Source organism: Eggerthella lenta DSM 2243 (genome assembly GCF_000024265.1).
GTDB classification, from domain to species: Bacteria; Actinomycetota; Coriobacteriia; order Coriobacteriales; family Eggerthellaceae; genus Eggerthella; species Eggerthella lenta.
Window position 1 is genome coordinate 773,002 of sequence record NC_013204.1, and the last position, 13,949, is coordinate 786,950.

A 13,949-nucleotide genomic window follows, 5' to 3' on the forward strand; every position below is an offset into this window, starting at 1 on the left:
GCCGAAGGGGCGAGGGGGACGTATGAGGGCTTGGCCGGCGGCGAAATACCTGACGTACTGTTTCTGGCGTTCGTGGATCCTCGTGGTGTATACGGCGCCGATCTGGAGCTACGTAGCGAACGGGACAGGGTCCGCATCGTGCTCGTTCTCCATGTATGCTTGGTCGACCGTTGCATTCGCGCTGGTCGCGGCTCTGTTGGCGTTGTTCCATGAAAAGGCTTCTCTCGTTTTGGCGCGCAAGGGCGTTATGTGCCTTGCGGGCGTAATCTCGTCGGTCGGCATGTTGATGGAATATGCGGGCGCGTTTCTGTTCTTTGACGGAGCCAACCTGCTGTTCGTGTCGGGAGCGCTCCTAACGGGCGTCGGCACCGCGTTCATTGCCGTACGCGCCGGTCAGATCTACGCGGCGACGCGTCCGGTGGTGGCCGTGACGAACACGGCGCTGTCCGAGTTGGCCTCCGGGCTCGTCTTCTTCTTCGTGGTGGGCACTGTGCCGCAGATCGCGCTGTTGGTGGCGGCGCTATTGCCGTTGGCCGCCGCGTTGATGACGCTGTTCGAGTCCGACGCGGACGCGACGCGCGGACTTGTGCGTCGCCGCGCGGCCGACATCGATGCGGCCACGCGTCGTGCAAGCGTCTTCGCGTTCGCGCGCTTCCTCGTAGTGGTGTTCCTGCTCACGTTCATGGCGAACCTGTCGAAGGGCGCTTTCGCCCTGCAAGATGCCGAGGCGTCGTTAGCGAGCGGCACGATAGGCGTGTCGCTGGTCATTTTGGTCAGCTTCGTGTTGGTGCTGGTGAGCAGCTTGCTCAAATCGTTCGATTTCGGCGTGGCGTATTACCCGCTCGTGCTCATGCTCGTGCTGGCCGTGGTGGTGGTGTTCTCGTCGGATGCGGGCAATATGGCCGCTGCGGCGGTGATCGTGCTGGTGTACTGCTTGTTCTCTCTGTTCATGTGGTGCTTGCTGACGTATTTGGCTCGCAGCGATTATTGGAGTTCGATTCAGGTGTTCGGGTACGGACGCTCGGTTTTCGCGCTCGGTTCGTTGGCAGGGCTCGTCGTGGGGCAGGGTTACCCGCTTGCCGAGATGGATGGCTCTGAGTCGTTCATCGTCGGCTTGGTGTTGGCGTTTTTGCTGGTGGCAGCATCCATGCTGATTTTCAGGGAAAGCGATGTGCGCAAGATCACCAGCGCGGGATGGCTGGCGGTCGAAGCGGTGGCCCCGAAATCGTCGGTATCGGACGGGCTCGATGTCGTTCGCGATGCCGTCGTCGCAGACGACTCTCGCGACATGTTTTCCGAGGAGGTGATCGCCGAGATGGGGTCCGGGGTCGATGCCGATGGGTTCGCGGCCGATCACAACCTCACTGCACGCGAGCGCGAAGTGTTCGAGCTTATGCTGCGCGGCCGCGATGCGAAGTCCATCGGCGAGGCGCTGGTCATCTCCGACAACACTGCGAAGGCGCATATCCGCAGCATCTACGCCAAGACGGGCGTGCACACGCGTCAGGAGTTCATCGACGCCACCGAGCATGTGATGCGCTGAGCCGTTAACGATCTCGCCTCCCCTCGATGGCCGCCTCTGCGGCCATTGCTTTGTCTAAGGGTTGTTTCTCCTGATGAAAAGACAGTTTACTCCTGCAGTCAGCCGGTTTAGCCCTTCCAGGCGATAGGCGAGCGCCTTCGTCGCGCGCACAATCTCTCTCGTGAAGGTCGCAGGAACGTTCTACCCCTGCGGCCGTAAGGAGACGAGAGAGAAAGGCGATGTGTATGAGTCAGCTCAACATGTCGAGGCGCGGGTTCGTGAAAGCCGCAGCCGCCACCGGAGCGCTTGCCGCATTCGGCGCGACGGCGGTCGACGGCGCGACGTTCCGCGAAGCGCATGCCGACGAGACGACCTCCCAAACAAAGAAGGTCTACACCTCGTGCCAAGCGTGCATCTGCAGCTGCGCCGTCATCGCGACGGTGCGCGACGGACGCGTCATTCGGCTCGAAGGCAATCCGGAAAGCCCCATCAGCCGCGGAGGCCTGTGCGCGAAGGGCCTTTCGGGCATCCAAGCGCTGTACAACCCCTGTCGCAACAAGTACCCCATGAAGCGCGTGGGGGAGCGCGGCACGAACAGCTTCGAGCGCATCAGCTGGGATCAGGCTATCGAGGAGATCGCGCAGAAGCTCACGCAGGACTTCTTCAAGTACGGCGGCGAGTCGCTGGTGACCTCTACGGGCGGCGGCGGGAACCCGCACTTCAGCTCGCCGTGTCGCTTCACGCAGGCGTTGGGATCGCCGAACATCTTCGAGCCGGGCTGCGCGCAGTGCTTCCTGCCGCGCATGGCCACGTTCTCGCTCATGTACGGCGGCAGCAAGTCGGGCACCACGTCGATGGCCGATTCCAAGTACGGCGGCTGTTCGTCGCTGTACTTCCCGGAGGACAATCCTATCCAGACGCTGGTCATGTGGGGCACCTGCACCAGCTACCACGCGCCCAGCGGTTCGGGGCGCGCCATTGCCGAGCTGCGCGCACGCGAGCAGGGGCTCAACATGGTAGTGGTGGACCCTCGCTTCACGCCCGATGCGGCTATGGCCGACGTGTGGCTGCCCATTCGTCCCGGAACCGACGTGGCGCTTATGATGACGTGGATCCGCTACATCATCGAGAACAAGCTGTACGACGAAGATTTCTGCAAGCGTTGGACGAACCTGCCGTACCTCATCGACACCGATACGAAGAAGATGCTGCGCGCCTACGAAGTGGGCCTGGGCGAAGCCGATGCGGAAGATGCGGAAAAGACGTTCGTGGTGTGGGATCAGAAGACGAACTCCGCGAAGGCGCTGCCATGGCCGTACGACGAAGCGCTGGACCCCGCGTTCTTCGGCACGTACGAGATCGACGGCGTCGAATACCCCACGGCGTTCACGCTGCTGCAGGAGCGCGTGGACGAATGGACGCTCGAAAAGGGCTGCGAGGTATGCTGCCTTGAGAAGGACCAGGTGGAGAAGGCCATCCGCATCTACGCGGAGAACGCGCCGTCCGGCCTGGTTCTGGGCGTGGCCACCGACATGAGCCCTCAGTCGGCCCAGGGTACGGAAGGCGCCTGCATCCTGGAGTTCTTGCTGGGCAACGTGGAGAAGCCGGGCGCGCTGCTGCAGCGTTTCCCCGACCCGCCGAACAAGGTGGATCTCGGCACTATGAACACGCTGGTCACAGGCGATATGCTGGAGAAGCGCCTAGGGTATCGCGAGCACAAGGGCCTGGGCATCTGGTCGCATGCGCACATCCCCACGGTGTTCAAGGCCATCACCACAGGCGAGCCGTACCAGCCGCGCAACTGGATGGAACGCTCTGGCAACAAGCATGCGATGATCGGCAACGCGGGGCAGCTGTCCGAGATCATCGACAAGATGGAGATGATCTGCCATCTGTACATGTACCCCACGGCCTTCACCATCGAAGCGGCCGATTACGTTCTGCCCACGCAGGAGTGGCTGGAGAGCTATTTCACCATCGCCCATGCGAACAAGATCATCATCCGCCAGCCGGTGGTGCACTTGTACGAAACGGTGAACGAGGGCGTCATTTGGTCGGAGATCGCGCATCGTTGCGCCGAGCTGGGCAATCCGTTCGCTCAGAAGGCCTTCGACAAGGAATACCTGGCAACGCTGGGCACCGATCTGGTGTACTGGCGCGGCCAGCAGGAAATGATGGACTTCCATATGGGCTCGCTGCCTATGAGCTGGGACGAACTGGCCGAGATGGGCGCGTACGAGTGGATCTCCAAGGAAGACTACCTGACGTATTACACCTACAAGACCATCGATCCGAAGACGGGCAAGGAGAAGGGCTGGAACACGCCGTCCAAGAAGGTCGAGCCGTATTCGGAAGGCACGCTCATGCTAGGCCGCACGGGCGAGCCGTGGGCGAGCGCCGAGGGCAAATCCTACGTCATGCCGCCGGCCGACGAAGATTACGATCCTTTGATCTACTATCTGGAGCCCGAGGAGACGAACCTCACCGATACGGAATATCCCATCATGCTGACCCAGGGACGCATTCCGCACTACCATCACGGCACGTTGCGCAACATTCCGTATCTGCGCGAGCTGTATCCGGTGCCGCTGGTCAGCATCCATCCCGAGACCGCCGAGAAGTACGGCGTGGAGGACGAGCAGTGGGTGTGGGTGGAAAGCCGTCGCGGCAAGGTGCGCGGGAAGGCGCATGTGACGGCGGGCATCGCAAAAGACGCCGTGCACATGGAACGCTTCTGGAATCCCGAGTACCTGGACACCGACACGCCGAGCAAGGCCTGGACTGAGATGAACGTGAACATCCTCACCAAGACCGACGGGCGTTACAGCCCCGAGCACGGCACGTACACGCTGCGCGGCTTCACGGTGAAGGTGTACCCGGCTCCCGAAGGCGCGCCTGAAGGCGCATGGATCAACCCGACCGATTTCGAACCGTGGATGCCTGAATTCAGCGAATCCACTGAGGTGGTGTTCAAATAATGGCTCATTACGCTATCGTCGTCGATCTCGACCGCTGCATCGGCTGCCACGGCTGCGAGATCGCCTGCAAGAACGAGAACAATATCGCATTGGGCGAGTACTGGAACAAGGTGGTGGAACGCGGGCCTTTCGGCGAATATCCCGATTTGGAGATGTATTTCCTGCCCACCATGTGCCAGCAGTGCCAGGATGCGCCCTGCGTGAACGTGTGTCCCACCGGGGCCAGCTATCGCGACGCCGACGGCATGGTGCTGGTGGACAAGGAGAAGTGCATCGGCTGCAAATACTGCATGATGGCCTGCCCGTACGGCGTGCGTTCATGGAACGCGGCCGAGAGCGTGGTGGAGAAGTGCACGCTGTGCGCGCATTTGTCCAAGAACGGCGAGCTTCCCATGTGCGTGCGCACGTGCTCGGCCGGCGCCCGGTTCTACGGCGATATCGACGACCCCTCGTCCGATGCGTCGAAGGCTCTTGCCGCGGCCGATCCCGCCAGCATCCACACCCTGCAAGATGTGGGGAACCATCCGGCGACGCACTACATTCTGTCGCCGAAACGCGCCGCTTGGAAGGAAGGTGAGTAGCCATGACGATCCAGTGGTCTTTGGTTCTGTTCACGGTGCTGTCGGGATGCGGTGCCGGACTGTTCGCCTGCACGGCCCTCGATGAATTTCGCGGAGGCGCGGCGTCGAAGGTGCGCTTGCCGGCATGCGCGGTGGCGGTGGCGCTGCTGGTGGTGGGCGGCATCGCGTCGGCTACGCACCTGTCGCACGTCGATCGCATGATGGCGGTGCTGGCTCATCCTACGGCGGGCATCTTCCTGGAAGCTTTGCTGCTGGGCCTGCTGGCGGTTTGCATCGCGGTATACGCGCTGCTGGTGAAGCGCGAGGCATCATCCGGAGCCCGCAAGGCGCTCGCCGCGACGGGTATCGTGCTGGCCGTGGCGTTCGCGTTCGCCTGCGGCGTGTCGTACATGATGACGTCGCGCCCGGTCTGGAACACCGTCGCGCTTCCGTTGGCCTACTTGGGAACGGCGCTGGCGACAGGTGCGGCGTTGTACCTGGTGATGTGTGCGGCGCTCAAGGTTGACGAGGGCGACGTGAAGAAAGCCGGCGTGTACGCGGCGGCGGGCGGTGCGCTGTCGCTGGTGTTGACGGTGGCGTTCGGCCTTGTCAGCGGTACCGCCTTCGGCGATCAGGCCGCGCTCTTCTGGGTGGCCGTGGTGCTGTGCGGTTCTGCGGCGCCGGCGGTTTGCGGCGTGCTGGTCGCGCGTAAATCCGGCGGCGCGCTTTCGTTGGGCGTGGTGGCGCTGGCGGGCGCCCTGGTGGGCTCCGTCGCCGTTCGCGCGGTGATGTGGCTGGTAGGCACGGCAGTGGCGAACTACTTCGGGTTCGCGTTGTAACCGGAGATCCCCCGAGCGCCGTATCGCGCGGCGCCCGGGTTCGAGGATGAAAGCAAGGCGAGAGTATGGCTGACTACACAAGGCGAGCCTTTCTGGGATTCACCGCCGCCACGGCCGCGCTCGCGGGCGTGGGCGCCTTGGCGATCGCCTTCGCGGGCGAGGGCGGGCTGCTGCGACCGCCGGGCGGCCAGGACGAAGGCGCGTTGGTGGCTGCATGCGTGAAGTGCGACCGCTGTCGCTCGGCATGCCCGACGAACGTGGTGGGGGTAGCGCATGTGGAGGATGGGCTGCTGCAAGCTCGCACCCCCGTGCTCGACTTCCACAAAGGGTACTGCGATTTCTGCGGAAAGTGCCAGACGGCCTGCCCGACCGGGGCGTTGGGGTCGTTCGATCCCCAGCGCGACAAGCTGGGCGTGGCGGTGGTGCAGAAGGACCGCTGCATCGCGTACTTCGAAGGATGCGTCGAATGCGAGAAGGCGTGCCCGTACGAGGCGATCGCGTTGGACGATGTCGGGCATCCGGTGATCGATGCAGCGAAGTGCAACGGTTGCGGCGTGTGCGAGAACGTGTGCCCCGCGCTCGTGTACCGTTCGTTCGCGGGCGGGTCTCGGCGGGGCGTTGTCGTGGTGGCGCCCGAGCGCTACGAGCGTTTGGGGAGGACGACGGTTGAGGGCGAGAGCGAGATGATCGTATGAAACGGGAAGGGAAGCGGCGCGTGAGGGCGTCGACGTTGCGCGTGCTGAGCGCGCTCGGCGTCGCGGCTCTCGTGTGCTTGGGGCTGGCGTTGCACACCGGCACCGGAACGCCCAGCTCGTTCGGCATCGCGGACATTGCGGCGCTCTGCCCGCTCGGCGGTGTCGAGGCGGCCATTGCTTCGAGAACGGTTGTCCCTCCCCTGCTCATCGGGCTGGCGATGGTCATAGTGCTGACGCTGCTGTTGGGCCGGGCCTTCTGCGCCTGGGGCTGCCCCGTCCCGTTGTTGAGGCGGGTGTTTCGAGGAAAGAAGGCCTCGAAGCGCGATGCTTCTTCACGGGATTCCGGGCCTCTCGATGTCCCGGCGTCCGAGCGCGGGGGTTTGCACGATTCGCGCAACTGGGTGCTGGGCGGGGCCATCCTCTCGACGGCTGCGTTCGGGTTCCCGGTGTTCTGCCTTGTGTGCCCGGTCGGTTTGACGTTCGGAACGCTCGTCGTGGTGTGGAGGGTGTTCCAGTTCAACGAGGTCACCTGGTCGCTTCTGGTGTTTCCGGCCATGCTCGTGCTGGAGTTGGCAGTGCTGCGGAAATGGTGCCATCGGTTCTGTCCGCTGGGAGCGCTGCTGTCGTTGGTGTCGCGCGGCAACCGCACGTTCCGGCCGCAGGCGAACGTCGGGACGTGCTTGCATGCGGCTCACGGCGAGCGCTGCCATCGGTGCGCCGACGCGTGCCCGGAAGGCATCGACTTGCATGATCGGGCGGCTTCCGCTCCGCTCAACGAGTGCGTGAAGTGCCGCGAGTGCGCCGACGCGTGTCCCGTGCACGCTATCACGTTTCCATTCCTGTCCAAGAAACCCCTGCTCGAGCCTTCTGCGGCCGAGCGCGATACGAAGGAGGAGCAATGAGCGTCGAAGAGGTGTTCAAGGCTGCACCGGGATGCCAGAAGGTGCTGATGGCCGCGTTGGAAGCGTGTCGTACGCCGCGCACGCCCAGCGAGCTGGACTCGATCATGGACGAGGTGCTCCGATGTAACCGTTCGGTCTATCGTCCGGCGGAGCTGCGCGCGCTGCTGGAGCGCTACGGCGCGCTGGCATACGAACCCAGCGAGGAAGAGCAAGCGGCGCAAGCTGCCCTTGAAACGGGAGGGGAACCTGAACTTGTTGTAGACGAGGACGGCAACTTCGTGACGACTGCGCCGACCGAGGGCGTATGGGCGATCACCGAAGCCGGCGCTGCGTATCTCGATTCCGATCCTATCGGCGCGAAGGCGCAGGCGCTGCTGGCCAAGGACGCGGTCTACCTGCCGGTGTATCGCGCCTTGCTGGAGTTCGCCGCCGAATGCCCACGCGACAAAAGCGCCATCGACGCGGTGATCGACCCTCATCCGCTCGTGCAGAATCCGCGCTTGTTCGCCGGATATTTCCTGGGCGAGCTGGAGCGCATAGATGCAATGGAGTGGGCCGATGCCTGGCATGTCACGGAGCGCGGTCTCGACTTGCTGGAAGCGCTGCGCGATGGAGAAGACGACGAAAGCGGCGTTGCCGCGAAGGAGGCATGATGATTGACGAGGGAATGCGCGCCTTGGCCGAGGCGCTCCGGCAGCAGAGTGCGGCGTACGGGTTCGTGGCGCGTTTGTTGCGCACCGAGGTGGATGACGAGGCTCTCGGGAGGCTGCGCGCGATGAGGTTTCCTGCCGCGAGCGGCAACGATCATCTCGATGCGGGCTATCGAGGGTTGTGCGCTTATCTGAACGCAGGCGGAGAGCGCCAGCACGGCGATTTGGCCGTGGACTTCCTGCATACGTTCATCGGCGTGACGCAGGATCGAGAGCAGGTGGCTTTTCCGTACGAGTCGGTATACACCTCGCCTGAGCATCTGCTGATGCAGGATGCACGCGACGAAGTGCTGGCGGCGTACCGTGCGGCGAAGGTGGTGTTGGTGGACGAAGCGTGCGAGCCCGAGGATCATCTGGCGTTCGAGTTGGAGTTCATGCAGCTGTTGGGAGAGCGCGCCGCCGAGGCGCTGGAAGCGGGGGACGATGGATCGTGCGCGAACCTTTTGGAGGCTCGCCGTGCGTTTCTCGAGGAGCATCTGCTGAACTGGGTTCCCGATTTCGCCGACGACGTGCAACGCGTTGCACGCACGGGATTCTATCGGGCGTTGGCCGACATCGTGTTAGGGGTGCTTGAAACGGATCAAGCGTTCCTGGAAGACGTGCTGGACGATGCCGCGTAGCGCGAGCTGCGGGTTATAGGCAAGAAAGTGTGTCCGTTTTAGGGGTGTAAGGGCAGGTCAAACCCTCGATAAACCATCGTTTAAATTTCGGAGGCAGGTTTAAGTGCCTGGCAAGAATGTGTGTCCGCTTTCGACTTGACACCGCAGGTCAGAGGCCGTAAACCGCCCTCTTAAATTCCGTGGTTCAATCACGGGATGAAGAAGATACTGTGCCCTGCGTGCGGGGGCGACACGAAACGCAACGGGAAGACCTCGTCGGGGGCGACTCGTTGGCGCTGCAAGGCATGCGGCGCATCCACCACGCAACGTTACGACAACGAGCCTAAACTGCTAGAGCTGTTCCTGAGGTGGCTGCTCTCGAAAAAGACCCAAGGCGAGTTCGGCATGCCCGGACGCACCTTCCGGCATCTCACGAATAAGTTCTGGGACCTGTGGCCCGTGGCTCCTGTCTGTGACGAGGTCCACCACGTGGTGGAGGTGGATGGCCTTTGGCTGGGGCGCGACGTCGTGATTATGATCGCCTGCACCGAGAAGCACGTGATCGGCTGGCATCTAGCGAGAAGCGAGAACGCGCAGGCGTGGGCGGCGCTCATGGCGCGCATAGCCCCTCCCGACGTCGTGATTACCGATGGCGGAAAGGGGTTCGAGAAGGCGAGACGCGCCGTGTGGCCGAACACACGCGTGCAGCGCTGCGTCTTCCATGCGTTCTGTCAGGTGAAGCGCCAGACCACGACCAGGCCGCGGCTCCAGGCGGGCGTTGAGCTCTATGGCATCGCCAAGAAGCTCATGCGCATAGGTAGCCTCAACGAAGCTGCGGAGTGGCTTGCGGGCTTCTCTAATTGGTGCACGGCATGGGAAGGATTCCTAAAGGAAAAAGAGGTGGTTGACGGGCGGATCCGCTACAAGCACGAGAGGCTGCGCACTGCGCGCGGCGGGCTTCTGAAGCTTTGTAGGGCCGGTACCCTATTCACCTATCTCGACGAAGGCTTGCTCGAGGGAGGACCTGTTCCGGCGACTACGAACAGGATCGAAGGCGGCGTGAACGCCCAGATCCGCCACATGCTGCGAGAGCATCGGGGATTGAGGCTGACGAGGCGCGTCAAGGCGGCGTTCTGGTGGTGCTATATGGACCTTGAAGCCCGTGCAAGCCCGAAAGAGATCCTGAAGGAAATGCCGACGGACGTCCTGATTGCTGAGTTTTATCGAGCAGCTGCCGAAGCTAGCGAAAAAGATGAAGCGGTGGGGCGCTGGGGCACTGCTGTGCAATGGAATGACCTGCATGCAAGCGGCCCTTATCGCATGGATTACGATTAGGCTCTGGACACACTTTCTTGCCTATAACCCCGAGCTGCAGGCATAAAAAAATGGGACGCGAACGTCCCAAAGAAAGACAAAGGGTTCTGCCCCCTCCAAAAAACAGAACCCTTATCTTTACCGAAGCATCAAAGCCTCTGTAAATGCACGGATTATTATACCACCCCTCTTCACGAAATCACAACATATATTTTCGGCGAGCAACGAGCGGGGAACTGAGCTGGGGCGACGATGCCGACGAGCTCGTATTCGGCTTGGTGTGACCGAGATCAACCCTTCGTCAGGCGCAGGATGTCCTCGCGCGAGGAGACGTCGAGCTTGCGATAGATGTTGTGGATGTGGGTGCGCACCGTGTTCGGCGAGATGAACAGCACGTCGGAGATGTAGGCGCCGCTGTGGCCTTCGGCGAGGTAGGCGAGGATTTCCTGCTCGCGCGCCGTGAGGTTGTGCGCGTCCGCCAGCTGGGCGCAGCGGTCGGGCGAGCTTGCGGGCGTCGCCTCGTCCTCGGCGTGCTCGGCGGCGCGCTGTTCGTCGTGCGCATCGCGGGTGCGGCGCATGTACGACGAGAGCACCATGACGAACGCGTACAGCGTGGTGGTGACCGTCACCGCCACATGGACGAGGTCGTCGTCGAGCACGCTCGCGAAGCTCTGGCCGGCGAACGAGGCTGCGCAGAACAGCAGCACGGCGGTGGAGAACACGAGGTCGGCCGAGAACTCGCCCGCGTTCGCGATGGCGCATAGCGTGGCCAGCGTGAGGATGGCCGCCAGCGCGTACAGCGCGTAGGTCAGAAACGACACGAGTCCCGACCCGCTGCCCACCGATGCCGAGATGCTGGTGGCCGCCAGCAGCACCATGGCCATGAGCGGCAGGAACGTCTGGTGCATGCCGCCTCGCAGCGCGAAGCGCTTTTTGCGAAGGGTCGTGTACGCCAGCAGCGTCGCGGCATCGAGCGCGAGCGCGGCCAGGTAGGCGTTCTGGCTCTCGTTGAACGCGGTGCGCATGACGGCCATCGCGAACGCGAACACGAGCAGCCCCAGCCCGGGCGCGACGACCACGTCGGCCAGCGAGGCCAGGGTGGCGCCCGTCGTGCGGCCCTCGGCGCGTTCGGGGGCGGTCTGCTCGGTGCTGTCCGCCGTTCCCGAGAACGCGAGAGGGACGATGACGGCCGCGATGGAGCTGAGCACGAACAGCACCGTCACGCCCGGCAGGGGCAGCACGGCGTACAGAAAGCAGATCCCGGCCGACAGCATGCTGGCAAGGGAAACGGCGACGAGCGCGCGCTTGATTTTGAAACGCGCGCAGATGCGCCCCCACGTGAGCGCCAAGCACACGTCGCCGAGGGCGGCGGCCACGGCAAGCGCGATGAGCAGCGCCGTACCCAAGCTGCCGAACCAGGAGAAGTACGCGAACGCGAGCGCGCAGCACAGGTACAGCATGCCGCCCCCGGCGCCCAGCAGCATGGACGGCAGGCGCTTTCCCGCCAGCGACAAGCCGAGGAACAGCGCGCCGAACAGCGTGGCCGCCAACAGGGTGGTTTCGGCGAAGGTGCCCACGAACAGCAACGTATGCTCGAAGCGCAGAAACGAGATGACCGTTCCCGAATAGATGAGCAGCGTGGAGAACAGGCAGGCGACGCCAACGATGAGCGCTGTCATCGCAGGCAAGGAGAGCCCTTCGCCCGCTCGCCCGCGTTCGAGCTTGCCCGTTGTTTCGCGTTGCGTCTCGATAGCCGCCTCCTTCCCTCGCCGTGCGTCGCATTATAGCATTCGCGCGTCTCACCTGCGTAAACAATCGACGTTGAGGCGTCTACGTAAAATCGTTGAGAAGCATTCGCCATCTGCGGAAACGCAAATCAACGTTTTTTCGGATGGAAGCGTGCGTCGGTTCGGGCAAAGATGGGGTCGCAGGGTACGAAGCACAACGCAAAGGAGATGGGGAACATGGAACTTTCTCGCAGGAACTTCTTGGTGGGCGCCGCCAGCGCCGGCGTCCTCGGCGCGATGGCCGGGCTGACCGGATGCGCGCCGCAGGCGTCGTCCGCGTCGGCTAAGAACGGCGACGCGTCGTCCGCCGACGCGGCGGTCGCGCGTCCGACCTATTACATGTGCGACGAGGATTGGCTGGGAAGCGCGCCCGAGATCGCCGACGCCGACATCAAAGAGACGAAGAGCTTCGACGTCGTGGTGGTGGGCGGCGGCCATGCCGGCACGCAGGCGGCGCTTGCGGCGGCGCAGGAGGGCGCGAAGGTCGCCGTCATCGAGAAGCACAACGACGGCGAGATCGTTTACCGCGGCGACGACATCTGCTCGTACAACTCCAAGATGCTGGAGGCGTGGGGCTTCGGCCCGTACGACCTCGACGAGATCGTCAACGAGTACGTGCGCCGCGCCAACGGCCGCTGCAACACCGAAGTCATCCGCTCGTTCGTGTACAACTCCGGCGAGATGATGGACAACCTGGCCTCGCTGATCCCCGACACGTCGGACGTGTTCGACTACGAGGGCGGCCAGTGCATCGTGCAGATCGCCTACGACAAGCCCAGCGGTGCCGATTACCCCGTGGAGGTTTCGGGCTACAAGATGTGGGCGTCCACGGTGCAGACGGTGGGCACGAAGAACGAGCAGCCCGTGGGCAAGAAGCAGAAGACGGGCATCTCGCGCCTGTCCGAAATCGAGGAATACTGCCGCGACGCGGCCGAGGATCTGGGCGCCGAATGGTTCTGCGGGCAGACCGCGGCGCGCTGCGTGCAGGATGCCGACGGCGCTGTTAAGGGCATCATCGCCGAGGACGCCGACGGTAACTACGTGAAGTTCGAGGCGGCCAAGGGCGTCATCCTGGCCACGGGCGACTTCGGTGGCAACACCGACATGGTGTGGGAGCTGTGCTCCGAATGCGCCGAGAACGCCGAGCGCCACGGCGTGGACCGCGCCGAGCTCATGGGCATGACCGACTGCGACGGATCCGGTCATAAGATCGGGTGCTGGGCGGGCGGCGCCATCGAGAGCCATCCCCGCCCGGTTGCGGGCGACGCGCCCTCCATCTCGTTCGGCCCTTGGGGCTCCACGCCGTGTCTGTGGATGAACTGCAACGGCCAGCGCTTCATGAACGAATCGTTCGCGGGCCTCGTGCTGGCGCAGTCGTGCCGCCAGCCTATCAACCCGGAGGCCAAGATGGTGGGCAACTTCGCCATCATGGACAGCAAGTACATGAGCTACATCCAGGCGGGCGGCCTCGATCACGGCGCTCCCAACTGGGGCTTCCCCGAGGGCATTGAGGAGTTCCAGGCGCAGATGGCGGCGGCGGATCCCGCTGCCGGCACGGTGGAAGTGCGCGGTTTGGAGATCGCGAACCGCACGAGCCCGTTCGTGAACGAGATATTCGTGGGAGCCACGCTCGAAGACGCGCTGAAGAACGCCGGTCTCGAAGGCGAGGCGCTCGAGAACGCCAAGGCCAGCGTCGAGCGCTACAACGAGCTGTGCGCCGCAGGCAAGGACACCGACTTCGGCAAGCCGGAGAACCTGCTGATCCCCATCGACGAAGGTCCGTTCTTCGTTGCCACGCAGGGCACGAACAAGCTGTACGGCCCCGGCCTGAACACCCTGGCGGGCTTGTGCGTGAACGGCGATTACCAGGTGCTGACCGCTTCGAAGAACGAGGTGATCAAGGGTCTGTATGCCGTGGGCAACACGATGGGCGAGCGCTACGGCAACGCCTACAACTGCCCCTCGGCCGGCAACAACATGGGCAACGCTATGACCAGCGGCCGCGTGGCCGGCAAGCACGCCGCAACCGCGTAGCTCTTCAAC

Annotated in this window: 11 protein-coding genes; 10 read left to right on the top strand and 1 reads right to left on the bottom strand. The window is 63.6% G+C overall.

Annotation, left to right across the window (positions count from 1 at the left end; genetic code table 11):
* Positions 1-22: 22 nt before the first annotated feature.
* From ELEN_RS03050 to ELEN_RS03090, 9 genes are all read left to right on the top strand, one after another.
* Complete coding sequence (locus ELEN_RS03050; protein ID WP_009305162.1) at positions 23-1,543, top strand: response regulator transcription factor; 1,521 nt, start codon at positions 23-25, stop codon at positions 1,541-1,543.
* A 224-nt stretch (positions 1,544-1,767) separates the two neighbouring features.
* On the top strand, positions 1,768-4,500 hold the full coding sequence (locus tag ELEN_RS03055; RefSeq protein WP_015760053.1) for a molybdopterin-containing oxidoreductase family protein: 2,733 nt from the start codon (positions 1,768-1,770) through the stop codon (positions 4,498-4,500).
* Positions 4,500-5,081, top strand: a complete 582-nt coding sequence (locus tag ELEN_RS03060) for a 4Fe-4S dicluster domain-containing protein (RefSeq protein WP_009305160.1) — start codon at positions 4,500-4,502, stop codon at positions 5,079-5,081. Before ELEN_RS03055 ends, ELEN_RS03060 begins: the two co-directional genes overlap by 1 nt.
* A gap of 2 nt (positions 5,082-5,083) precedes the next feature.
* A complete protein-coding gene (locus ELEN_RS03065) occupies positions 5,084-5,899 on the top strand; it encodes a dimethyl sulfoxide reductase anchor subunit family protein (RefSeq protein WP_009305159.1) in 816 nt (271 codons plus the stop codon).
* 65 nt (positions 5,900-5,964) lie between these two features.
* On the top strand, positions 5,965-6,594 hold the full coding sequence (locus ELEN_RS03070) for a 4Fe-4S dicluster domain-containing protein (protein ID WP_015760054.1): 630 nt from the start codon (positions 5,965-5,967) through the stop codon (positions 6,592-6,594).
* A 20-nt stretch (positions 6,595-6,614) separates the two neighbouring features.
* A complete protein-coding gene (locus ELEN_RS03075; protein ID WP_231566146.1) occupies positions 6,615-7,496 on the top strand; it encodes a 4Fe-4S binding protein in 882 nt (293 codons plus the stop codon).
* Positions 7,493-8,149 (top strand): hypothetical protein, encoded by a 657-nt coding sequence (locus tag ELEN_RS03080; protein ID WP_009305156.1) that lies wholly within the window; start codon positions 7,493-7,495, stop codon positions 8,147-8,149. Before ELEN_RS03075 ends, ELEN_RS03080 begins: the two co-directional genes overlap by 4 nt.
* On the top strand, positions 8,149-8,826 hold the full coding sequence (locus ELEN_RS03085; RefSeq protein WP_015760056.1) for a TorD/DmsD family molecular chaperone: 678 nt from the start codon (positions 8,149-8,151) through the stop codon (positions 8,824-8,826). The genes ELEN_RS03080 and ELEN_RS03085 overlap by 1 nt, the downstream gene beginning before the upstream one ends.
* Positions 8,827-9,021: 195 nt before the next feature.
* Positions 9,022-10,140, top strand: coding sequence for an IS256-like element ISEle1 family transposase (locus tag ELEN_RS03090; RefSeq protein WP_009307321.1), 1,119 nt, complete (start codon positions 9,022-9,024; stop codon positions 10,138-10,140).
* Between the two features lie 269 nt (positions 10,141-10,409).
* Here ELEN_RS03090 and ELEN_RS03095 read toward each other — a convergent pair whose 3' ends face one another.
* Positions 10,410-11,798, bottom strand: a complete 1,389-nt coding sequence (locus ELEN_RS03095; protein WP_015760057.1) for a helix-turn-helix transcriptional regulator — start codon at positions 11,796-11,798, stop codon at positions 10,410-10,412.
* A gap of 285 nt (positions 11,799-12,083) precedes the next feature.
* On the opposite strand from ELEN_RS03095, the gene ELEN_RS03100 reads away from it, so the two are divergent.
* Complete coding sequence (locus ELEN_RS03100; RefSeq protein WP_009305152.1) at positions 12,084-13,940, top strand: FAD-binding protein; 1,857 nt, start codon at positions 12,084-12,086, stop codon at positions 13,938-13,940.
* The last annotated feature ends 9 nt before the right edge of the window (positions 13,941-13,949 follow it).